The sequence below is a fragment of the Pseudalkalibacillus salsuginis genome (assembly GCF_021646685.1).
Taxonomy (GTDB): domain Bacteria; phylum Bacillota; class Bacilli; order Bacillales; family Fictibacillaceae; genus Pseudalkalibacillus; species Pseudalkalibacillus salsuginis.
Genome location: NZ_JAKJHW010000008.1, coordinates 40,711 through 64,778 on the forward strand (window position 1 = coordinate 40,711; position 24,068 = coordinate 64,778).

A 24,068-nucleotide genomic window follows, 5' to 3' on the forward strand; every position below is an offset into this window, starting at 1 on the left:
GAATTGCAAGGTTGGGTAAAGCTCCATAGAAAAATATTTGAAAGTTCGACATTCTTAAGGTTAGATTCAAAACAAAAATTAATTGCAATATATCTTATTCTAAATGCTAATCACAAAGATAATTTTTGGTTTGACAAGTATATAGGGGAACGTGTCCTAGTTTTACGTGGGCAGCTGGTAACATCAAGAAGTATTATTGTAAATGATTGGTTTAAAAAAGATAAAGCTATCACGGAGCAAGTCGTAAGAACAACTTTATCCAAACTTGAGAAACTAAATTTTTTAACCAAACAATCAACCAACAAATATACACTCATAACAATAGAGAAATATGATATATACCAATCAGATAGTCTTATAATTCCCCAGCTTAGTAACCAACGATTAACCAGTGATAAACCAGGTGGAAACCTAACCTTAACCACAAACAATAATGTAAAGAATGACAACAATCTAGATAAAGAAGAAACATATATAGATACGGTAGTAGATAATATAAATACACCATTTCCTTATTTGGAACAATGTAATAAAGACATAGAAATAGATATACATTTGAAGAAGAGTTTAAAAGGTAGTGTACCACCATTAACATACAATATCTTAGATCTATTCTGTGGTTATGAGGAAATGTCTAAATTAATTGGTATTATTTTCAGGGCAAAAAAAAGAGTTGAAGATAAAAGAAATGAACTTTTACAAATAGAGTATCTTGATCGAGAATTAAGTCAAACCTTATTAAAATGTTTTAGAAAGACAAAAAGAGAGTTTCGAGTAGAAAATAATGAAAATTATTTTTTTAAGAGTTTATTTAACTTATTTGAAGAACTTTCAAAAGAAATTGAAAGTTTTGTAGGGGAAGAAAAAATGCTTTAATTTTTTAATTAATCACAAAGTCGTAAATTGACAAAGTGCCCATTTACGCACTGACAGATGTCAGTCAGTGCAGTGGGTTTTTTCGTAAACGAAAAAAACGTTCAGCGGAGCTGAATAACCTTCGGGGAAACGGAGAAAAAGAAATGAATAATTTTCCAAAAATACTATCGATCGCTGATCTAACGAACAGGTGGAATATGCCGAGGCAAAGTATACATGAAAGAATTAAATATAGAGATTTTCCAGAACCAATCATTTTTGTTTCAAATGGAAGAACTGCCATTTTTTTAGAGACTGATATTGTGGACTTCGAAGAAAAAAACCCGTGGATTACCACTCCTGAACGTAGAGAAAGAAGACAACGTTTTATTTATTCGTTGATAAATAAGTAAAGAGATTTTTATAAAAATTAAAATGAAAAGTTCTGCTATTCAAAAAAGGAATTATAAGTATAAATTACAAAATAATGGATTTATGGTAAAGTAAATATGTAAAGGTTGAAAAGTATAAGATAAGGGGAGAAGCTGCATGCAAATTAGTGAATATTTTAACCTAGGTTTAAAACAGGAGGATTTAGATTTTGTTGATGTTAATACATCTCGAGATAATGAATTATTTATAGATCCTTGTTGGATTCATATTGGAGATGATGATTGGTCTAAACAAGCTTCTTCAACTATTTCTGGCTTTTTCGACCATATACTTGATCTGTATCAAAAAGGAGACAAGAAAAAAGCTAAAGAGCTTTTTGGTTTTTCAAAAGAACCAAATGAAACTTGTTTTGGTATGTCACGGAATAATCCGGAAGGTACAGGAGCTTCTGCTGAAATGCTAGAAAAGTTGTTTGACAATATAACATCTACTGAAATGGTAGAAGCAGGATTGATTAGAAGATTAGAAGATATCCATGTGTTTGTTAGTGATTTTGGTAAGGATAGACTATCTGATTTAGTAACTAATATCATCAGACAGCATTTAGTAGATTATACAGAGAAGCAATGTGAGTTACTTGGTATTGAATTAGGGAAAGAATCAAAAGATCTGGGTTATTTTTGGAATAACAATACTAAAGTTTGGGGAACGTGTAAAGGTCGTCCTCTTATCGTTGATGATAAAAATATTTTATTAGTCCCTAAAAAAATAGCTGTAAAATCTTTTAGGTATACAGTTGGTCAATATTGCTCAACTCATGTTCTAGTTAGGCGACAAGAGCAACATATTAAAGACGATACAAATTTAGTTAAAAAAACTAAGAAGAAAGATGGAACGCTAAAAATTGAGGTTTTTAAAAAAGATATCAGGGAAGAAGAAATTAAACAAGCTGGACTAAATGAAAAGCAATATGCCAGAAGAGTAACAATGGAAAATCCAGATTTAATCGATAATTTTAGAACCTCAATTATTAGGGTACTAAAAGATCCAAAAACTACAAACAAACTATCTGATCAAGAACTTATTGAATTATTTAAAGAATTGTAAAACAAAAATGAATGTATTAATTTACATGCCTACCTCTTTAGGAAAGTGAAAGCCCTGAATTTAGCCGTATTCGGTTAAATTCAGGGCTTTTTAATTTGAAAATTGAGGTTTACTAGTTAAAATTAACCGAATTATTTACATTCTCAGCAATTTATCTACGAACAAATAAGTTAATCCAGCCTAAGGTAGTAGCTTCATTCGCTTTTTGATATGTAGCTTCTTGAAGAATTTGCATCACTCTGAGTTCATTGATTTGTTCTTCATGTCTGGCCTCTTGTTCATACAAGTTCATAGCCTCTTTTAAAGAATCAGCTCTTCCATCTTTAATGTAAGATAAGAAGCGATCCAAAGCATATAAGTTTCGATAAGTAGGTGGAACAATTGATTCCTTCTAAGGAGATTAAATATTTAGAAAAAATTAACGAAGAGTTTTTTAAAGAAAAGGGAGAATTTAATTTAAAAGAAAAAGAAGAGGCGGATTTTAAAATTACGAACATAGAATCAAATATTGATATTCTATCAGGTAGTCGCAAATATCTGGAAACAAGGAAAAAATTAGTTAAGAATATACAAAATGATCTTAGTGAACTAGAATCTATGTTCTATTATAAAAATTTTAAGCTTGGTGATGATGAATCAACAATTTTTTCTTCTATTCATTCCTTCTTAGATACTTGTAATGCATATTTTATTGGTGAAAAGCCGTTTAGTTCTATAGTCAATAATAATTACATTGAAAGTGTTAAATTAGACATCTTACAATTAAGGTACATAATAAAATACAAAATGTTTGAAAAACAAATAAATAATATACTGGATCTAGAATCAATTTTTACTGAAATGAAAAAAAATAGGTGTATTATAGAGGATTATAGGTATGAAAATTTTAAAAAAGAATTTGAAAAATTGATTAGATATAATGAGGTTTTTAAAAACTTCACAATTAAGCGGTTTTTTCCAGGAGAGACATTTGGTTACTTATCGAAGTTTATCAACTTAAAGTATGATTATGAATTAATCAAATATTTTGGCAGGTATAATTATTTATATGTATTTGGAAGTGAACAACACCAAGTGTATAAAATAGGTGTAACATTCAATAACTTAACTTCAAGATTTATTAAAGCAGAAGAGTTATTTCAATACCGGTATAAAGGAAAAGTTCTTAATAAAATTCAAGTTATAAAGAATCCTAATGCATATAGACTTGAGCTTTATTTAAAAAATAAATTTAAAAATTATAAGCATCCTTATTTCAATTCAAATGAATGGTTTAAATTTGCTGATGAAGAAATAAATTATTTCAAACATCTAGGGTATTTATCGGACTCTAAGTTTCAGGAAATTTGTAATTTTGATATTTATATTTAGGTATCCGATTAGTGTCCGATAATGTTAAACAAATATATTTTTTATTAGGATAAATTAACAGGAATATTGATTTATCAAGGATTCATGTACGTATTTTTTAGTTTTTATAGGGTTATTAAATGGGCGGCATGATGTAATCATGCACCCATGACCCTTGATATCAAGGGTTAAGCTTCACCCCAAAAGTCAAAATGACATACTTTTGACATACCTGGCAGTAAAAACACTATAGATCTAATGAGCCTCTCATAAGTTCACTGAACTTTTGAGAGGCTTTTTCTTCCATGTTTTCAGTGATATGCGCGTATATATTCATGGTCGTATTTATATCCCCATGGCCTAACCGTTGTTGAATTTCTTTAATACCAACTCCTGCTTCTATAAGGAGAGAAGTATGAGTGTGTCGTAAAGAGTGAGGAGTAAGTTTTTTGTTTATCACACTTAGTTTCAACAAACGTTGCATTCTTGTATTTACAGTCTTTAAAAACTCAGGATACCCTGGATTATTGGTTTCTTTTGCAAAAACAAAATCAAGTTGATTGTAATAACCGTTAGATTTTTCAATGAGTTTTTTTGGTGTTCTTTGTGTTTTTTTAATACCATGATTACATCTGGATCCATTTTAATCGTGCGAATTGATCCCTTTGTTTTTGGAGTAAGCAACTGATATTCTTTTGTACGATTGGAAGGGTTATAATAGGTCTTTGTCACTCTTAAAGTTGCTCTAGTCATATTAATGTCTGCCCACTTTAATGCAATTAGCTCACCTACCCGTAATCCACTATAGGCTAGTGTTAAAAACAAGGGAAAATCTTTATCAATTCCTTTTTCCTTTGCAGCTGAAAGAAAACGAATGAGTTCAGGTTTCTCCATGAATTTAATCTCTCCATTATTGTTCTCCACTTCCTCAACCGTCTCTACTTTACGTGGGATTTTAGCAAATTCACATGGAGTACTCTTGATAATATTAAATTCTACAGCTTTATTAAATACCATTCGTCCTGTTGAATGAATACCATCAAGCGTATTAAAAGCATACCCTTCTTTATGAAGTGAGGTTAGCATGGCTTGATACTGTTTTCGGCTGATATCTTTAATCTTTTTATGTCCAAAAAATCGATTTAAGTGATCTATATTATGTTTTCGATTCCTTACAGAGCTTATTTTGGCACTTTCACTATAAATTTTAATCCATTCTAAAGTGAAGTCTTTGAATACTACATCTTGTTCTTTAACATATGTGTTCTCATAAACTTCCTTCTCAATTTCTGCTGCAGCGAGTTGTGCTTCTTTTTTTGTTTTAAATCCACCCTTTGAAGAAAACTTTTTCTTTCCAGTGATAGGGTCGTTCCCCAAATATATTTGAAAATACCATCTAGCTCCACGTTTTCGGAAGTTTGCCATAGTTATCCCCTCCTTGTTCAATCATATTTAATTAAATCTTAATGGATGGTACAATTCTTCCTTTTATTTTTTCTAAGCGTTCAATGCATAGCTTCCTGGGAACTTTAAAATCCCTAGACCATTGATCAATTATTGCTGGGCTTGTAACAGTGTATTCGTTGATCATATGAGCAGGTAAAGATGCATAAAGGGTAAAATGTCGTGCATCTCTTTCTTGTAGTTCGTGAAATGCTGTGGGCATCATTGTTTGTCGCCCAGCGTGTCTTAAGGCATGGCAAAGTTCATGAAAAAACTGCTCGCGTTGGTATATTGTAGGCAAACGACTATCTACTATGATTTCTTGGAATCTACCTACTTTCATAAACCTTGCTTGCATCGGTTTACATCGAAGAAAGATTTGAGACTCCAACCCTATGTCTTGTATGTTCAAATCTTCCGGTTTAGTATAGCGGTGGTTTATATACCATTGTGTAACTAAGTCTTCAAGAATTGTGGTTGAATAAATAGGAAATCCCAAACCAATCACCTTCCTTAAAAGCAATTATACGAACATATGTTCTATAAATCAATCAAGGATGACAATTAATGGTTTTAAATAGTTTTTGAGGTGTTATTTTCCTGTATTATGAAATGAAATGGTCTCCTAGAGGGGTATTAGAATCGTAGTTACTTTGCCAACGAGAGGATTGCTTTGAAATCAAGTCTTCCAGATAAGGGCAGTTATCTGGAAGACTTGATGCTGAAATGATTAGCGAAGAGTCAGTTTAAAAGTAATACAATTTCAAGACTCTTCCTCATTTATACAAGTTCATTTTTGTGTTATCGTGTATGTATGACGCATACATATGGATAAGGAGGGAATATTTTATGTTGATTAACGGACGATTAACAAATTTATTAAATGCTTTTGCAACAATTTTAACCGACAAAACACAAGGTTTATCGAAGAATGAACTCCTCCTTGGCGATAATGTTATGCCTGCTCTTGTGACAATTTACCATTACCCTTACCAATCTGTTGATTTTCTTAGCCGAGCATTATCACTCAGCCATTCAGGAACTGTTCGTCTCGTCAACAAAATTGTGGAAAAAGAGATGATAGCGAAGCAAAAAGGAGAGGATCATAGAAACATACAACTTGTTGTTACAACAAAAGGAGAAGAACAAATCCAACAGTTTTTTGAGAAAAGAGAAGTGCTCTTCAAACATGGTATAGATATGCTTAACGACGAGGAGAAAAAGTGGTTAGAATCCATCTTAGAAAAAATATTAAGTACGCAAGCCAATCACTTGGAACAAACGAGGGTAATTTGTCGTCTTTGTAATGCGGATGCCTGCTTGCATAACAACGATTGTCCGGTGAGCAAACCTCTGAAATGATCATTAGAAGGAGGATTTAGGTATGCCTAAGCAAAGAATAGGATGGTTGCTTGGGTTCCTTGGTATAGCGGGCGCAAGTCTAACTTTACCTTTGACCCAGATTGGGATTAACCATTTTGATCCCTTTGTTTTAAGTTTTGGAAGGGTAATTATAGCAGGATTATTAGCATTATCTGTGGTTCTTTTTCTTTGTATGAAAAAATCAAAAAAGGCGATAGTGCCTGCAGTTAAACAGTTAAAATCATTAGGAATCGTGGCTTTCTTTTTAGTGCTTGCTTTTCCGCTATTTGTAGCATGGGGAATGATGTACATTCCTTCTTCCCACGGAGCCATTGAATTTGCTTTAATGCCTATTGCTACCACAGTGTATGCTTTAGTACGAACGGGAGAACGTCCAGCTTTAAGATTTTGGATAGGGAGTCTGATTGCTTGTTTAGCTGTTCTGTTTTTTACCTTAAGTCAAGGAATACAGCAACTCCAAATTACAGACCTCATTCTCTTTGGAGCGATTATTACATCGGCCGTCGGTTATGTGGAAGGGGCAAAAATGACTAACGTACTAGGGGGATCATGGGAAGTTATCACTTGGGCTCTGATCATCATTTTGCCTATCGTTATTCTTCTCATTATTCCCTTCTTGGACCGTTCAATCCTAGTTGTTCCTTTAAGCGGTTGGCTATCTTTATTAGGATTAGGGATTATCAGTCAATATCTTGCAATGCTTATGTGGTATGCTGCTATGCATATAGTTAATATAGCGAAAATTAGTCAAATTCAATACTTTCAACCTTTTTTTACGATTTTTTTTGCGTATATTTTTTTGAACGAAGAAGTGGGTCTTTTCACCATTATGACTGCATTGATTGTAGTAGTAGCAGTAGCATACGGGAAAAATGCTTCTATTTATAGAATAAAAAAAACACGTGAACAAAGCAGGGTTTATCAAAAATAGAGAAGACCCCTTAATGTTTAATTTTTAAACAATAAGGGGTTTTCAAGCATTGTAGAAGCGTATCAAGACGGCTCCTCGGTTACAGCCAGAGAGAAAATGCTATCTGCTTTTTGTTTATTAATCGTGCTATTAACCATGTTTTCGGTTAAACAGTTTGTTAGGGTATTGGGAATGTTTTTTTTAATTTCTGGTTTAATTATGCTGTGGGTTAGTCATGCGACTTGGATAGAGTATATTGGGGCTTTTGGTCCGATGCTTGATCTGATACTATGATTACATTAATCCCTATATTAGGAATCCCCATTAAAATTGGCAGGTATAGTGATGATATTACAACCATCATACAAAGAAAAGTAAAAACCTCCGGCTATCTTTATTCAATGACATCGGGGATATCTTATTTTTTTAGCATTTTTATGAATTTAGCTACATTACCAATGATGTATCATTCTATCAAACCAGCACTTCCTGGCTTTTTTGTTAAGTATGAAGATCAGTTTATGAGTAAAGCCATTACACACGGCTATGTAATGCCATTAATGTGGGCTCCAGTTACACCAATTGTAGGAATCGTAATTAGCGTCACAGGTGTGAATTGGATAACTATTCTTCCATACATTTTACCTTTAAGCCTATTTGGACTATTATTAGATTGGTGTTTAGGTATACGGAGTAATAATAGAAGAGTCAGCTTATCAACCAAAGTGTCAAACAATGAAATGGCTGCTGCTGTTGAAAGAGGCGTTCATACGACAAAAAGGATATTCCACATCTTTTGGGCCATTCTTTTATTTAATGTTGTTATTTCAATAGGGGAATTTCAACTACCTTATTCATTTATTACTCTTGTATCGTTACTAGTCATTCCATTTGCTTTTATATGGTCTATATTCTTGAAAAAGAAAGAAGAGTTTAAAGCCAATTTACTAATGCATATAGATTCTTTTTCGATTAAAATGAAAGACCAATTTTATATTTATTTATCGGCTGGCTTCTTCATATCTTGTCTTAAAATATCCGGTACTAATGATTTGCTAAATAGTTGGATCGGCCAGTTTAGAAATATAATAGGAGTAGACTTCTTTTTAATAGTATTACCCCTTATACCTCTGGTTTTTGCTTTTTTAGGGCTTCACCCAGCTGTGACAGTGACTATTATGGCAGAATCTCTGAATCCAGAAATTTTAGGGATTTCTTCTCTAATTTTAACTGTGGCGATGCTTGCAGGTGCTGTGTCCGCTTTTTTGGTTGGTCCATTTAATGCTACAGTTGATCTCATGTCAAGTATAGTAAAAGAAAGTTCATTTAAAGTAGCTCAGTGGAATATGTCCTTCACTAGTTTTTATATTGGTAGCGTAATGGTCTATTTATTTTTATTACAACGTTTCCAAACTTAATTCCTTTTTAAGTTTATGGAGTGGAATGGAAAGAATTATACTCTCGATGTATTAAGCTGTGAACCTGCTCTGCATACGATCGGGTTACTGATCCACCACTACTGTGTCGCCCCCAGAGATGGGTTTGAAGTATTTTGAAAATATAATGAAGTAAAATCGGGTTGAAGTTGTCTGTTAAGAAGGTCCTCCACGAGAGGGCCGTGTTTGTTTCTATAAAAGATTGTGGTGGGGGAAGTATGGAAATCATTTATATTTTTATCAATATTATTATTCCTGTTTTCCTTCTTATTGGAATCGGGGTTGTAATGCATAAATCATTTCAACTGGATCTTTTCACTTTGGCTAAGCTGAACATATACTTTCTAAGCCCTGGCTTTGTACTGGTGAACCTCTATGAATCTTCTTTCTCTATTGGCCTACTAGGAAAAGTGATATTGTTTTTTGCGGTGTTCATCTGCGTTTTGTATGTTCTGGTCCAGCTTATTGCCAAGGCAGGGAGGTATAGCAAAGGTGTAAGGGGGGTGTTTACGAATAGTGTACTTCTTTATAACTCAGGCAACTATGGAATCCCTGTGAACGATCTGGCTTTTAAGCAGGACCCGGTTGCAGCAACTATACAAGTTATCGTGATGACGTTACAGAATGTCTTTTCTTATACATATGGAGTATTTTCATTGAGAGCGGTGGAGGAAGGAAGAGGACGTGCCATGATCGGCTTACTAAAAATGCCGGCGATTTACGCTATGTTTCTCGGAGTTCTCTTAAACGTGGGAAATGTCAAGCTTCCTGATTTTATCATCAAGCCCGGGGAATATGTCGCGGATGCCATGGTCGGAATCGCATTGATCACCCTCGGAGCACAAGTGGCGCAGCTGACATTTAAATTTAAATTGCTTATTGTTTATTTTAGTTTAGGAGTACGATTGATTGTGGGGCCAGTACTTGCGGGTTTAATCATTTGGGTTCTAGGCTATGAGGGATTGCTTGCCCAGGCTTTATTCATTTCATCAGCGATGCCTAGCTCTGTAAACAGTGCAATTATCGCACAGGAATACCGCGGTGAACCAGAACTGGCTGCTCAAATCGTATTAGCGTCAACGGTATTTAGTATGGTGACCGTTACGCTCACCATTTATTTCTCACAGCTGTTGTTTTAACTTGGGGAACTACCAAAGGCAGAGACGTATTGAACAAAGCCTCAGTCATTAATGCGATAGAAGAAGCAAAAGTTCAGGCGTAAGGGGCTGTCCCAAAACAATAATGTCAGACACCACCACACAACATGTTGTTTCAAAAACACACTTTTTCTCAAAATGTTGCTAGGGACGGTGAGAGTCAGACACTAATGGGACAGCCCCTTTTTTACGTTTCGTTAGTGACATAAAAACCTACGCTTGAGTTTTAATCATAAATGGAGTCAAAGTGTTTTATTTCTATATTTTCAAAAGTTGCGGGGCCTCCTTCAGAATATAGTGTGATGTTCTTATCCTCTAGTGGAGGGAACACCTGATTGGAGTGTACCACTTTACCGTCATCTATAAATACTTCAACACTTGTTTTATCTACAAGGATCTTTAAGTGAACCTTTTTTTGACTTGGATCAAAAGGAGCAATACTTTCTATATACTTACCACTTTCATCTGGCTGGTCTGTTGATTTTCGATTGACATAAGAGTACTGGTCCTTTGGTGAAAGACCGACGTCCACATGACGCGTTTTGTCGGCTGATTCCCGAAGACGCAACCCTACGTTCCCGATCTTCGACCAGGATATCTCTGCTTCGATCTGGTAAGCCGTACCAGTTGCCCCAATTGTTTTTGAGCCGTCGACCTCGATTTGTTGATAAGAATCTGAGGAATCTGTTAATTGATTTAGTTTTTCTAACGGCTGTGAACCCAAGTAATAGGAGTCCTCATCACCTTTTTTTAATTCTATTTTTCGAACGATGGAATCCAATCCGTTAAAGTCTTCCTGGAGGGTAGGGGTATGGTCTGCGTATGCCCAATTGTTCATCCAGGCTAAAGCATATCGGTGGCTGAGCTGATTATCACTTGTCCCATCTTCAAACGTAACGCCGCCGTACCAATCGAAACCGTAATCCAGCCATTCAGGCTCTTCGTGATCGGGGATAAATTCATCACCATTGTAATTACCGACCCAGTAAGCATAAGTATTCGGCTTTCCGATCGACTTGCCATTGGCACTTACGCCCAACACCCATTTCAGTGTTCCGTCGTTTGCCCGCATCTTATACAAGTCCGGACATTCTACGAGTCCAATATCTTTTGTCTGAAATCCACTGGTGTAATTCCAGTCTTTTAGGTTTTTCGATTCATAAAAACCAATTTTTGTTCCTTCGGCCATGAGCATGACCCATTTCTGTTCTCGGTCATCCCAGATAACTTTAGGATCTCTGAAATCTTCAGCTCCTGGGTTGGACATTACCGGATGGTCACTATAGGAGGTAAACGTTTGGCCTCTATCCGTACTGTACCAGAGATACTGTTCCTGCTGTCCATTTGCAGAAGGCTGGGTAACGAGTGCTACTACAGCCTCTTCTCCAAAGCCGGCTGTATTATTTTGGTCTACCACAACAGAACCTGACCACGGATCCCCGTTTTCATTCGTGTATTTAGGAATAGCCACCCCTTCATCTTTCCAATGGACTAAATCTTTAGAGGTCGCATGACGCCACTCTGTTCCGTTACCTTTGGGATAGTTTCGGTTATAGAGATAATAGTAGTGATATTTCCCATCCAGATAGATTGGTTTTTGCGGGTCATTCTTCCTGTTATCCGGAGCTGTAAAATGATAGTCTGCACGATACGTTTCCTTATCTTGTGGTTCTTTTTCCCTATGGTCTGGTCGCTCAAAGATTAAAAACAAGCCAATGATCAAGAAAAAGAGAAGCGATCCAGCCAGCCATTTTCTTTGATTCTGCTTTAGCATATCAGTTGCTCACCGCTTTTATAATGGATTAATTGAAAAGAAAAGAAAATGCCTAGAGAAGTCGGCATTTTCTTTTCATCCTAAAGCTTATTCTTCATTTATTGTAAGTTGTCCTTGTTCGAGGATTCCATCTTCTATAACGGAAGATTTAGGTCCTTTAAGGTCCAGCTTAAAGCTTGGAGAGAAAGTAGACTTTTTGTCTTCAAAATACCCTCTATTTGTCATATAGCTTGTAACAACAGTTTCATCGCTATTTTCTTGAGGGATTACATAGTGTGCGTAATTCCATGTCACATCATTTGGATCGAGGTCATGGTGTAAAACAATTCCCGTTTTGTTCATCGGCTTGTATGGACCAGTTAATGAATTCGACACATATCCCAACATGTAGATATCTTCATCATCAATGCCATCAATCGTCATTTTAGATCCGCGTGAACTTGTGAATAAGTACCATTTACCATCTTTTTTGAAAATGTTTGGACGTTCAATTTCATCCGTAACAGTGTTGGAAGCAATCAATGGGTCCATTACGTTCTTTAGTGTATAATCATCGTTGATTTCGATGATGCCGATCGCTCCGTTCGCCAGTTCAGCAAACTCTCTTTTCGGACTTTCTAACAGTTTAGCTTTTTCATCCTGGAAGTATTTTTCGCTTTTGCCATAGTATGCTTTGTTGTAAAGGGATTCTTCTCCAGAGTAGCCAAAGTCAGTTCCTGTATTGGCTTCAAACACCAGGTATTTACGGCCATTTTCTTCTACGTAGTGAGGGTCTCTTAACGTATGGTTTTCATTATAGTTAATATCCCCATTTCCAAAAGCCTGGTTGACATTTTGATAAACAGACCCATCGCCGCCTTCAAAAATTGACTTATGATCTTCGACGCCATCCACATTAAGAGTGCCTTGTTTTGGTTCAGATACGTTAACTTGCGCAGTAGTTAGCGTCTGTTTACCGTAAAGCTCCTTTTCTTCATTAAATTCTGTACGGTTGGTGTAGAATAAGCGAATTTCTCCATCAGAGGTGAAGGTAGCGGAACCGGACCACTCTTCTGACTGATCTTTCAAATATTTATCGTCAGCTTTGTATTTATCTTCATCGTCGAATACACGTCCAGCGTTCTTCCACGCATCGATTGATTTCTCATCTGCTTTCTTATAGAACATGTAAATGAATGTGTCGTGTGCATTTTTTGGGTCACCTGCTAAACCGAATAGGATATGGTAGCCATTGTATTCGGCCACTGTACCGTCCGCGTTTTGGAGCGGCCATGTGTCCCAAACATCCATTTTAATTTCATTTCCGTTCTCGTCTGTTTTTGTAGCTGATGGAATGTTTTGAATGTTAGATGCGTCAAATTCAGGGACCGCATGATCATCGTGCTGCTTAATCATGTCCGCCATATCAGAACGCGTGATGTGGGAAATTCCGTAATCTTCTTTATGGTCCCGGGAATCAGCATGCGCGATCAATCCTTCCCCTCCTGCCAGAATTGCTGTGCTAAGCATGACTACTGTAGCTTGTTTGGCCAATCTTTTTACGTTCATATTCTTTCCTCCTATATTTTTTTTGCGGATCATTTTTTCGTTTTTCCGCTGTTTGACAATTTAAATTATAGGGGGGATGGGCGGATCTGGATATGGAGGATATTGATTGGAATTTAGCTTTGATTTGATATATAGGATTTTTGTTCTATTTTGGGGTGAGGAAAGAGTGAAAAAAGCCCTGGATAGGACTTACTGAGCCTTTTCCCAGGACTTTTGATATTCTTGTAATAGGTGTTCCTTATTAAGTTGGTTCTTTATATATTGTTGTGTGGCCGAACCAAATTCTTTTCTTACTCCTACTGGAAAATCAAACCAGTTGGAGGACAACGTTTGCCCTTTTTTATAATACTGTATGATTTGATCGGCAAGAGGACCTGAATTTTCCGGCTCGATATGCTTAAAAGCGGGAATGAATTTTAAGTGTTCGGTTAAGTATCGTTTTCCTTCTTCAGAGGCAACCATCCAGTTTAAAAATTTTTTTGCTTCATTCTTTTTTTCTTCTGTTGTCTGTTTATTGACTACCCAGTAACTAGGTGTGTTAACGACTAAGGATTCCTTGTCCGGATCATCATTAATGGGAATAGGGATAATGCCGATGTTCATATCGGGGGATTGCTGGTCGATCATAGGCTGTATCCAGTTGCCCTGCAGGATAATCGCTGCATCTCCAGCTGCAAAAGTATTTACTTCCATACTGTAGTCTGTCGAGAGTGGTTCATTGCTTCCATATTCTAAAGTGACATCCAACAAATGGATGAGGTCCTTGAATTTCGGATTGTTGGGAATCGTTTCCTTCCCTTCATTCAAGTTTTTTATAAAAGCAGCTGGGTTATCCTGCTGGGCAAATGCGATATTCAAAAGATGGTCACCCAATTTCCATTTCTCATAGTAGCCAGTGGCAAAAGGTGTAATTCCTGCTTCTTGCAGTTTCTCAGCGGTAACTGTCAATTCAGTTAGTGTAGCAGGCATTGCCTTAATGCCTGCCTGCTTAAATAAATCTTTATTATAAATGAAGCCGTATCCTTCTAGGTTCATTGGCATTCCAAGTACTTTACCATCAAATCTCATCGGCGTTAATGTATCTTCAAGTGCATTCTCTACCCATGGCTGATCAGATAGGTCTTCTAAATAGTCGCTCCAAACTTTGGCGTTTTCATACCCGGGGTTTGTGAAAATATCGGGACCATTACCTGCAGCAATTTGGGCTTTAAGATCAGAAAAGTCATCCATCGCCCCACCGACCGTGTAGACTTCTATATTTACTTTTGGATGATTCTTTTCATAAGCCTGGACCATTTGCTCAAACTGTGAAGCAATCTCTACTTTTGGATTTCTTACTTTTAGTGTAATTTCCTGCTCTTTTATTGGTGTTTCTTTTGTCTCAGACTTTGACTGACATGCTGAAAGAGATAGGTTCAGCGTTCCGATTAAACATAAAAGTAAGACTTTTTTCATTCTGTCACCTCTTTTCTTATTCCGTAAACGATCTGCTGACAAATTGCTGTTGTCTTTTGTTTCGAAACTCAAAAGGTGTGATGCCTACGACCTTTTTGAACAGTTTTGAAAAATATTTCTCATCTTGATAGCCTAGCAATAAAGAAATCGAGTAAATGGTTTCTTCTGTTTCTTTTAACCAAATTTTAGCCTGGTCAATTCTTAATTTCGTAATATATTTAGACAAAGGCAATCCGGTTTCTTCCTTGAATTTCCTTGAAATATGTTCTCGGCTGAAGAAGAATAGGTTGGATAGTTTCTCCAAACTCAACTCCTCCATATAAAAATCATTTACATAGGAAACGATATCCTTTATTCGGCGGGGGGTATCCAAATCATCCATTCTATGATTTGACCGATACTCGTGATTATCGATGGCTGTTTGTAAAGTTTGATAGGAGCTTGGAATATCCGTTAATGAATATAATCGCTCACCACTCACAAGTCGAACAGGTATATCAAATTCTTGACTCATCCATTCTTCTATCGTTAGCCATTCGTCTTTAATACTGATGACAAGACAAAGATTTCGATCAAAGTGTAGGGAAAACGCATTTCCTAATTTTCTTTGAACGAGCATGTCTGCCAGTAAATCAACATAAGGATCAGGATGATGCATTTGATAAAAAGAAATTAACGATAATTCATATTGATCAGCAGTAGGGAGGTAAGGGAGGATGTCATCTGGTTCAAAAGCTTCCCCCATGCAAGCCGCTGTCATTATTTGATTGAGCCACAGCTTTTTTAAGTCTTTATCGACTGTTTGATCCGAATGTCGGGATTTTTGGTCATTCTTCCAGCTTTCCACTGCTTCAGATAACGTTTTGTTAAAGGGCTCAGGTTCAATCGGCTTCAAAAGATAATCGAAACTGCTGTATTTAATCGCTTGGCGCATAAATGAATAATCGTTGTACCCTGTAATGAATATGACCTTACCGGGATAGGAAATGCCGTCGAGCCATTCTATGATATCTATTCCGGTCATTCCTGGCATTTTAATATCCGTAAAAATCAGTTCAGGTTGAGATTCATCAATAATCGTTTTTGCTTCTTGACCATCTCTTGCTTCTAAAATTTCAGTTATGCCGTGCTGGTCCCATTGTCCTAAATAGCGTAGGACGTCGCGTACATTCATTTCATCATCAGCAATTAAAGCCTTCAAAAGCTATCCCTCCTACGTATATGAAACTGGCTATCATACATTGGCTGTTGAACTGGTTTGGATTGGACAGGGAATGAAAATCTTCACGTGGAACCCTTGCCCTTGATCCGTTTCTACTTCTAACCCTGCCCTTTTGTTGTAATTAAGAACCAAACGATCATGAATGTTTTTTAAACCAATATGGTTATGTAAATATAAGCTTTCATGAGGATCTGTATATATTTTTTCCCTTAACATTTGGAGCTGTTTATACGTCAGACTTTCTCCGTCATTCTCTACGATAAGGTGTAAGAAGCCGTCTTGTATTTCCCCACGTATTGATAGACGGGCTTTATAATTGCCCTTTTCATAACAATGCTTAAAAAAGTTCTCAACGAGTGGCTGAAGAATCATACTGGGTATCGTCGTATTAAGAACCGTTTCGTTCATTTCTATGGTGTAATTCACATTATTTCGGAAACGTTCCATTTGCAGGGTGAGGTAGGAATCAATATAATTCACTTCATCTTGTACGAGCACCCACTCGTCTGCCTGTATGGAGTAACGCATCATCTTTGATAAAGACGTTACGAGACGGTATACGTTAGGAGTCTTTGATCTTAAAGCAACTGCACCAATTGATTGCAGGGCATTGAATAAGAAATGAGGATTCACTTGGGCCTTTAAAGCTCTGAATTGGTTTTCCTTATTTTCAATCTCAAGCTTATATTCACGATCAATGTGAAGGTTAATGCGATTCATCATATCTTTCATATGTTTCTCCAAATAACCGATTTCGTCTTGTCTAGAGTCATCAAAGGGAGCGTTCATTTTACTGCCTTCTATCGTGCGCACTTTTTGAGTCAGTTGTTTGATCGGATGGGTAATTCGAATCGTAATCATACTGATCATCAACAACCCTAATAAACCTACACCTATCCCGACCAATATGCTTGTATAGGCCGTTTTCCTGACATCATGAAATAAGATTTCACTAGGCGTGATCTTCACCAATTTCCATTGATGGAGTGGGCTGGATAAAGTTCTTGATAAGATAATATCATCACCCGTACCGCCATCTTCTTTCATTTGCTGTTGCAGCTCAGCAGTCACGGGTTTGCCGATAAGACTAAGGTTGTTTGCATAAATCACTTGATCGTTTTCGTCAACCAGTAACACGGTCTCTTCGTTTTCCTGGATCAGGTTATTGCATATTTGAGTGTACATATCTGAATCGATGTCAGTAGTCAGGATTCCGAGAAATTCGTTCGTGAGCACATCTACTATTTTATGATGGAGTGTCATGACCACAGTGCTGTCTGACTGGGGCACTATCGCTGCATTATTATAATTCTCAATAGGGTGAGGCGGTTCTAATATGTACTTTAAGTTCGAATGGTAGAGTTTCTTCATCAAGTCCTTATCTAAAAAATCAGGTTTTGATTTTCGCGCACTGACCATTCCATTATATACAGCGATGGATTCCTTATCCTGATTTAAATAAAGCCGTACCTGCCGGATTTCGTTCCGCGTCAAATAGTAATTTTCTAAGCTTTTCTCTAGGTAAGCTGAATCATCTACATCATTATTAAATATCCGGAACAACTCAGGGTCACGATACAGGATGTAGGGGAGGTTGATCATTTCCTTAAAGTATTGATTAAGTTCTTCTGAGCTCTCCTGCATCTGTGCCCGGCTGTTTTCAAGTTCATTCTGCTCCACACTATTTTTCGTATAGCTGTAAATTAAAAAAACAGACAAAAAATAGGGCAGGATGATGAACACAAGCAGCATTAACAATAACCGGCGCTGAATGCTTTTCATCTCAAAGCGCCCCTTTCACGAGAGGACCAATGGAATATATTTTACTTATAGCAAGATAATGGGTCGTTAAGAGTGGATTTGATTGAAAAATGGTTTAGGACTACTCTATTAAATAGCAAAGAAATTCATAATATCCTAAACTATAACAAACATGTAAAAAGCGTCAATCATGCCCAAGGGTATAGTACATAGTAGGGGTAATCCGCTGAGCACCTGATTTCGGAAACGCTCACAAAAAAATGTAAACGTTATATAGAATTGAAAAAATGAAACAAATTGACTATCTAGATGATGGAATTTATGGGGAAAAGGAGGGCTAAGTTCTCATCCCTTAAATTAGTGAAATACCCGGAAAGATGGAGAGGCTGGCTTTATTAGCTTCATAAAAACGAAAAAGGGGCAATCACTAAAGAGGCTCCATTAATAGGATCCTCTTTTTTGTGAGAATGGAGAATTAAATATTCTTATAGTTTTAAAGTTTTACGATATGTACGTTCACTCCATAACGCTTCATTTCCTCTTCGAAATGGTCCTGTACTTTAGCGTCTACGATACAAAAGTCTATAGCGGATAGGTCAGCAACTTTAGCAAAATTCACCTTGCCGATTTTACTATGATCAGTCAATAGGATGGTTTGCCTGGAGTTCGTGATCATCATACGCTTAATACGAGCCTCGGTTAGGTTAGGGGTAGTAATGATACCTTCTTTAAGGTCCAAACCATTAGTACCGATAAATGCTTTATCAATTCGAATCATATTGAGTGATTGTTCTGCAAAAGGTCCGACCAATGCAGATGTTTCTCTTCGTAAATTACCACCTAGCAGCATTACATCCAAGCCAGGAATATCTGCTAGCTCCTGCATGATAATGATCGAGTTGGTCACAATGGAAAGATTGGAAAAGGTCTTTAACTCTTTTACAAGTTCATAAGTTGTAGTTCCTGAATCTAGAAGGATGGCATCGCCTGGGTTAATGAACTCCACCGCTTTTTTAGCAATGGCTTGCTTTTCTGCGATATAATCTTTTTTTCTATCTCCGATTGATGCCTCATAACTGACTGGCTGTAAGAGGATGGCACCGCCATGTGTCCTTTTAATATTATTTGTTTCCTCAAGTTCTTTAAGATCCCTTCGAATCGTAGACTCTGAAACATTAAATTGCTGACTTAAATCATGAACGGACGCCCGAGACATATGGCGTAAGTATTCAAGAATTTGCGCTTTACGCTCTTCCATAAACATGAACAGCAATTCTCCCTTCGTAAACGTTTTCTTTTTATCATTATAGACTAATCTCGAAGTCTTAAAGTAAAAAGATGATTGCGCGATTCCTGATTTTTGATTTGCGATCATACTCATTTATCTTCATATGGCTAAAAATAAGCATAAGTAATCAAATTAATTCAAACTGTATGATGAGGATAATCATGGGAAAGAGCATTTAGTAGGGATTTATAAAGAAATTCGTTATATTTTTAATTTTTAGAAAACTTATTGACAATCATCAAATACGCATATATCATCATTAATAAGCATAAACAATCACAACCAATATTGGGATTTATTACACATATAACAAAATCATTCCTTTAATCGGCTAAATGAAATATGTGTAACGGTGATTAGAAAGGAGGGGGAATGTTCGTTCATTTGTAAGCGTATTCATCGATTTCTGAAAATAATCCATCGAGGGGGAAGTAATAAAAATGCAAATCAAACAAAAGAAGATCGGTGTAATTTTAATGGGAGTTCTGCTTCTATTCGCGTCTGCATGTGGAAATAACGAAACTTCTGGGCAGGAAAATGAAAGCGCTGACAACAAAAAAGGGGATCTTAAGATCGGATTGACGCTCAACAATCTGGCAAACCCGTTTTTCGTGTCGATGAGTGAAGCTGCTGGAGAATATGCGGAAGAATTAGGAGCTGAAATTATCATCCAGGCAGCTGATGCAGATTTAGCTAAGCAAACCTCTCAAATAGAGGACTTCATTACCCAAGGTGTAGATCTTATTTTATTGAATGCTGTTGATTCTGAGGGAATCGCCGGGGCTGTCGCTCAAGCAGATGCAGCCGGAATCCCCGTCATTAGCGTTGATGTCGGGGCTGGTGGAGGGATTGAAGGTACGGTTACCTCTGATAACTACCAGGCAGGAGCTCTCGCAGCTGAATATATGATTGAAGATCTTGGTGGAAAGGGGAATGTCGTTGTAATTGACGGACCTCCTGTTACCGCTGTAAAAGATCGGATTGCGGGGTTTGAAGATACGATTGAAGGAACTGATATTAAAGTGATCGCTAAGCAAAATGGCGAAGGAAACCGTGAAAAAGGGTTGCAGGTGATGGAGAGCATTCTGCAGGCGAATAAGCCAGGAACCATTGATGCTGTTTTTGCCAACAACGACCCTGTAGCCATTGGGGCTGAGATTGCACAGCAGCAAGCTGGCCGCCAGGATGAGTTTTACATTGTGGGTGTCGATGGCTCTCCTGATGTCATTAAAGCGATGAAGAAAGAGGGAAGTTCGATTGCAGGAACATCGGCCCAGAATCCGGGTGAAATGGTCAAAAAAGCTATGGATGTTGGAATCCAGGTATTGGATGGCGAATCTATCGAAGAAGTGATCAAAATTCCAGTAGATTTAGTGACTCAAGACAACTTAGATTCCTATAAAGGTTGGTAATCTTTATATCGAACGTACGGTCCTTGTGGTTTCAACAAGGGCCGTCATTTCAATCAAGGAAGGAGTGAAAGCTATGATTATGCAGGAAAAAGTAGAGGCAAGAACGCCTATTTTAAAGATGGAAGGGATTAATAAAACTTTTTCTGGCACAACGGTGTTGAAAAATGTAAACATCGAGCTATACCCTGGTGAAGTCCACGCCTTAATGGGAGAGAACGGAGCCGGAAAATCCACATTAATGAAAATAGTATCGGGCGTTTATATGCCTGACCAAGACAGTGGAACAATCACTTATAAAACTGACCAAGTTACCTGGAAGGACCCGATGACGGCAAGAAAAATGGGTATTGGTGTGATCCATCAGGAACTTAACTTGGCCCCTAACTTGACCATCAGTGAAAATATCTTGATGGGAACAAAATATCCCCGAAATAAATTCGGCATGGTGCGCTGGGAAAAAGTACATAGACGGGCAAAGGAAGTGTTGACTTCCATGGGATCAGATTTAAAGCCAGAAACACTAGTATCGACGTTAAGTGTAGCCCAGCAGCAGATGGTGGAAATTGCAAGAGCCCTCTCATACAAAGCTGAAGTCTTGATTATGGATGAACCGACTGCCTCTTTAACGGATAAAGAAATTGACAGGCTTTTTGAAATCATAAAGGACTTAAGAAAACAGGGTGTTGCGATCGTCTATATTTCCCATCGGATGGAAGAAATTTTTAAAATTTCCGATCGTTATACCGTTTTGCGTGATGGAGAGTGGATTAAAAGTGGTCCTATCCAAGAAACGAACACGGATCATTTAGTCAATTTAATGGTTGGCCGTGACCTGAAAGGCTTGTTTCAACGGTCGAAAGGAAACGATATAAAAGCAAGGGATAAAGAAAACCCTGCATTAGAAGTGAAGAATTTAAGTGATAATACTTTTGTAAGGGATCTGTCTTTTCAGATCTATCCAGGAGAAATTGTCGGATTCGCAGGACTTGTCGGGGCAGGTCGAACAGAGCTTGTCCGGTCGATCTTTGGCGCCTCGGATATCCTTCAGGGAGAAATCCGGGTAGCGGGAGAAAAGGTTCAAATCAAGTCCCCGATCGATGCAATCAGGTATGGGATTGCCCTCGTGCCAGAAAGCCGTAAGGAACAAGGACTATTTCTTGATATGTCTGTAAAAGAAAACATCTTGCTGGCGGAACTAAAAAAGCATAAAAAGAGCTTGAAGATTAATTGGAATTCTTTAAACCATGCAGCTGACGTGTATATCAAAAACTTAAAAATCAAGACAGCCTCACCCGATCAGTCAATTTCTGGTTTGAGCGGCGGGAACCAGCAAAAGGCGGTCATTGCCAGGTGGCTGTCGACAAACCCTAAAGTACTGCTGCTCGACGAACCAACACGTGGTGTAGATATAGGAGCAAAAACGGAAATTCATAAAATTATTTCAGAACTTGCCGATGCAGGGCTCGCAGTTTTGATGATCTCTTCTGAACTTCCTGAAGTGATCGGGATAAGTGATCGGATTTTTGTTATGAATGAAGGAAGGATCACCGGACACCTTCAGAAAAATGAAGCTACTCAAGAACGCATTATGCATTACGCAACGGGAGGGAATAAAGATGAAATCAATTCTGTCGACTAATCAGCAGCCAGCGGCCCAGCCACCTGTCCAGTCCCGATTCAAGCTCGGTCATCATGCTTCAACCGTCTGGAATCAGCTTGGGATGGTCATTATTTTAATTTTGCTATGTATAGTAATGAGCGTAATGGCACCAAACTTTTTAGACTCGTCCAATCTGACAAACATCCTAAAACAAGTATCGGTTACTGCCATTTTAGCTGCAGGAATGACGATTGTTATTTTGACCGGTGGTATTGATTTATCCGTGGGATCCATTGTAGCCCTATCCGGAGTCGTTTCGGTCATGGCTTCCCAGACAGGAATAAATCCGATTTTAGCCATGCTGCTCGGTGTTGGAGCTGGTTATCTTGTGGGTTTCATTAATGGCGTATTTACAGCCAAGATCGGCCTGCCTGCTTTTATCGTTACATTAGCGAGTATGACCTATGTGAGAGGACTGGCCTATGTCACAAGTGGAGGCTATCCGGTTGTCTTAGAATCTAATACCTTTCGATTCATAGGATCAGGTTCTATTTTATCGATCCCTACACCCATTTATTTAATGATCCTCGTGTATATCGTTATGTTTCTTGTTTTAAAATACACGATGTTTGGACGCCATATTTATGCGATTGGCGGAAATGAAGAAGCGGCTAGATTAACTGGGATCAAAGTGAAAAAGACATTGGTTAATGTTTATTCTATCAGCGGCTTACTCGCTGGTTTAGGCGGTGTAGTACTCGCTGGCCGACTTTACTCAGGTCAGCCGACGGCAGGAAATATGTATGAACTTGATGCCATCGCAGCGGTAATTTTAGGTGGTTCAAAATTAACAGGCGGTGTCGGTAAGATTCAGGGCACCATCATTGGAGTGTTGATTATGGGAGTCATTACTAATGGTCTTACGCTAATGGACGTCAGTTATTACTGGCAACTTGTCGTCAAGGGAGGAGTCATTGTATCAGCAGTATTAATTGACCGGTTACGTTCCTAAAAATGTAAAGGAAGGGGAGGAATTACCATTTGGATAAATCTGTATGGAATAGAAGGTTTTCGTTGTTGCTCTGTTTGCTTATTGTAGGTGTGCCGGCATATGTACTTGCGGATGAGTCAGGATATTATGAAGAGCCCTACCGGAATCAATTTCATTTTTCTCCTGAAGCAAACTGGATGAACGATCCGAATGGGATGGTTTATTACGAAGGAGAATACCATTTGTTTTACCAGTACCATCCTTACGGTACAACTTGGGGACCGATGCATTGGGGGCATGCGGTTAGTAAAGATCTTGTAAAGTGGGAGCACCTTCCGATTGCTTTATATCCTGACGAACATGGCCATATATTCTCAGGAAGTGCCGTTATAGATTGGGAGAATACAGCAGGTTTTGGGAAGGAAGCAATGGTCGCTATTTTTACCCACTCCGGCCCAAATGGACAAGTCCAAAGTCTTGCTTACAGTCTTGATAAGGGAAGGTCATGGGAAAAGTATGAAGGTAACCCGGTGATGCCGGATCCTCCTGTCGCAGATTGGCGTGACCCCAAGGTTTTCTGGCATGAAGACTCCAGCCAGTGGGTCATGTCGCTTGCGGCCAAAAATAAAATTATGTTTTATACATCTCCCAATTTAAAAGAATGGGAATTTGCAAGTGAATTCGGTCCAGATGGCGGTATCCAATCCAACAGTCTTGATCGGGTATCGTACGCTATGTCCGACTATACCGGAAGTTCGTTTAGTTATGAAGGTGATATAACGCTTAATGAAAAGAATGGCCGTGAGGGTTCCGGCGGATTAGTCTTTCGATCGGACAAAGAAGGAAACAATGCGTACATCGCCAATGTTGATGCAAAAAATGATCGCGTGACATTCAGTAAAATCGTGAATGGTGACGTAGAAGAGCTGGCTCGTGAAACAATGGACGTAGAAACTTCATCGACGTATCACGTCAAGGCAGTG

At 37.8% G+C, this 24,068-nt stretch carries 19 protein-coding genes and 2 pseudogenes; 12 read left to right on the forward strand and 9 right to left on the reverse strand.

The genetic code is table 11. The annotated features are described in order from the left end of the window. Positions 1–3: 3 nt before the first annotated feature. The 3 genes from L1611_RS17425 (at position 4) to L1611_RS17435 (ending at position 2,355) form a co-directional block, all read left to right on the forward strand. Positions 4–876: a hypothetical protein gene (locus L1611_RS17425; RefSeq protein ID WP_236314992.1), complete on the forward strand. Its 873-nt coding sequence runs from the start codon at positions 4–6 to the stop codon at positions 874–876. 143 nt (positions 877–1,019) lie between these two features. Then, positions 1,020–1,268, forward strand: a complete 249-nt coding sequence (locus tag L1611_RS17430; RefSeq protein ID WP_236314993.1) for a hypothetical protein — start codon at positions 1,020–1,022, stop codon at positions 1,266–1,268. Positions 1,269–1,404: 136 nt separating this feature from the next. Beyond that, a complete protein-coding gene (locus tag L1611_RS17435) occupies positions 1,405–2,355 on the forward strand; it encodes a hypothetical protein (RefSeq protein ID WP_236314994.1) in 951 nt (316 codons plus the stop codon). A 151-nt stretch (positions 2,356–2,506) separates the two neighbouring features. Here L1611_RS17435 and L1611_RS20715 read toward each other — a convergent pair whose 3' ends face one another. Then, positions 2,507–2,641, reverse strand: coding sequence for a hypothetical protein (locus L1611_RS20715; protein ID WP_265738499.1), 135 nt, complete (start codon positions 2,639–2,641; stop codon positions 2,507–2,509). 95 nt (positions 2,642–2,736) lie between these two features. On the opposite strand from L1611_RS20715, the gene L1611_RS17440 reads away from it, so the two are divergent. Then, positions 2,737–3,726, forward strand: a complete 990-nt coding sequence (locus L1611_RS17440; RefSeq protein WP_236314995.1) for a GIY-YIG nuclease family protein — start codon at positions 2,737–2,739, stop codon at positions 3,724–3,726. Positions 3,727–3,952: 226 nt separating this feature from the next. On the opposite strand, the pseudogene L1611_RS17450 reads toward L1611_RS17440, so the two are convergent. Next, positions 3,953–5,130: pseudogene (locus L1611_RS17450) on the reverse strand (site-specific integrase). Between the two features lie 31 nt (positions 5,131–5,161). Continuing rightward, entirely contained in the window at positions 5,162–5,647 is a 486-nt protein-coding gene (locus L1611_RS17455) for an ImmA/IrrE family metallo-endopeptidase (protein WP_236314997.1), read from the reverse strand. Positions 5,648–5,997: 350 nt separating this feature from the next. On the opposite strand from L1611_RS17455, the gene L1611_RS17460 reads away from it, so the two are divergent. The 4 genes from L1611_RS17460 to L1611_RS17475 all read left to right on the forward strand — a co-directional run bounded on the left by L1611_RS17460 (position 5,998) and on the right by L1611_RS17475 (position 10,016). Then, complete coding sequence (locus tag L1611_RS17460) at positions 5,998–6,510, forward strand: MarR family winged helix-turn-helix transcriptional regulator (RefSeq protein WP_236314998.1); 513 nt, start codon at positions 5,998–6,000, stop codon at positions 6,508–6,510. A gap of 22 nt (positions 6,511–6,532) precedes the next feature. Then, positions 6,533–7,462 carry a DMT family transporter gene (locus tag L1611_RS17465; RefSeq protein WP_236314999.1) on the forward strand — a complete coding sequence of 310 codons (930 nt, stop codon included), beginning with the start codon at positions 6,533–6,535 and terminating at the stop codon, positions 7,460–7,462. 269 nt (positions 7,463–7,731) lie between these two features. Beyond that, the gene (locus tag L1611_RS17470; protein WP_236315000.1) at positions 7,732–8,859 is read left to right on the forward strand and encodes a hypothetical protein; all 1,128 of its coding nucleotides are present in this window, start codon (positions 7,732–7,734) and stop codon (positions 8,857–8,859) included. A 236-nt stretch (positions 8,860–9,095) separates the two neighbouring features. Continuing rightward, a complete protein-coding gene (locus L1611_RS17475; protein ID WP_236315001.1) occupies positions 9,096–10,016 on the forward strand; it encodes an AEC family transporter in 921 nt (306 codons plus the stop codon). Between the two features lie 244 nt (positions 10,017–10,260). Here L1611_RS17475 and L1611_RS17480 read toward each other — a convergent pair whose 3' ends face one another. The 6 genes from L1611_RS17480 to L1611_RS17505 all read right to left on the reverse strand — a co-directional run bounded on the left by L1611_RS17480 (position 10,261) and on the right by L1611_RS17505 (position 19,169). Beyond that, positions 10,261–11,808, reverse strand: coding sequence for a glycoside hydrolase family 32 protein (locus L1611_RS17480; RefSeq protein WP_236315002.1), 1,548 nt, complete (start codon positions 11,806–11,808; stop codon positions 10,261–10,263). A gap of 87 nt (positions 11,809–11,895) precedes the next feature. Beyond that, positions 11,896–13,356 carry a glycoside hydrolase family 68 protein gene (locus L1611_RS17485; protein ID WP_236315003.1) on the reverse strand — a complete coding sequence of 487 codons (1,461 nt, stop codon included), beginning with the start codon at positions 13,354–13,356 and terminating at the stop codon, positions 11,896–11,898. 189 nt (positions 13,357–13,545) lie between these two features. Beyond that, entirely contained in the window at positions 13,546–14,811 is a 1,266-nt protein-coding gene (locus L1611_RS17490; RefSeq protein ID WP_236315004.1) for an ABC transporter substrate-binding protein, read from the reverse strand. A 16-nt stretch (positions 14,812–14,827) separates the two neighbouring features. Then, entirely contained in the window at positions 14,828–16,012 is a 1,185-nt protein-coding gene (locus L1611_RS17495) for a response regulator transcription factor (RefSeq protein ID WP_236315005.1), read from the reverse strand. 33 nt (positions 16,013–16,045) lie between these two features. Beyond that, positions 16,046–17,815 (reverse strand): cache domain-containing sensor histidine kinase, encoded by a 1,770-nt coding sequence (locus L1611_RS17500; protein ID WP_236315006.1) that lies wholly within the window; start codon positions 17,813–17,815, stop codon positions 16,046–16,048. Between the two features lie 472 nt (positions 17,816–18,287). After that, positions 18,288–19,169 carry a DeoR/GlpR family DNA-binding transcription regulator gene (locus tag L1611_RS17505; RefSeq protein ID WP_236315007.1) on the reverse strand — a complete coding sequence of 294 codons (882 nt, stop codon included), beginning with the start codon at positions 19,167–19,169 and terminating at the stop codon, positions 18,288–18,290. A gap of 353 nt (positions 19,170–19,522) precedes the next feature. On the opposite strand from L1611_RS17505, the gene L1611_RS17510 reads away from it, so the two are divergent. The 4 genes and pseudogenes from L1611_RS17510 to L1611_RS20975 all read left to right on the forward strand — a co-directional run. After that, the gene (locus tag L1611_RS17510; RefSeq protein ID WP_236315008.1) at positions 19,523–20,494 is read left to right on the forward strand and encodes a substrate-binding domain-containing protein; all 972 of its coding nucleotides are present in this window, start codon (positions 19,523–19,525) and stop codon (positions 20,492–20,494) included. Positions 20,495–20,567: 73 nt separating this feature from the next. Beyond that, on the forward strand, positions 20,568–22,133 hold the full coding sequence (locus L1611_RS17515) for a sugar ABC transporter ATP-binding protein (protein WP_236315009.1): 1,566 nt from the start codon (positions 20,568–20,570) through the stop codon (positions 22,131–22,133). Beyond that, complete coding sequence (locus L1611_RS17520; protein ID WP_322972573.1) at positions 22,111–23,106, forward strand: ABC transporter permease; 996 nt, start codon at positions 22,111–22,113, stop codon at positions 23,104–23,106. The genes L1611_RS17515 and L1611_RS17520 overlap by 23 nt, the downstream gene beginning before the upstream one ends. Before the next feature lie 62 nt (positions 23,107–23,168). Then, positions 23,169–23,783, forward strand: a pseudogene (locus tag L1611_RS20975) (glycoside hydrolase family 32 protein); the annotation flags it as partial. Positions 23,784–24,068 lie beyond the last annotated feature (285 nt).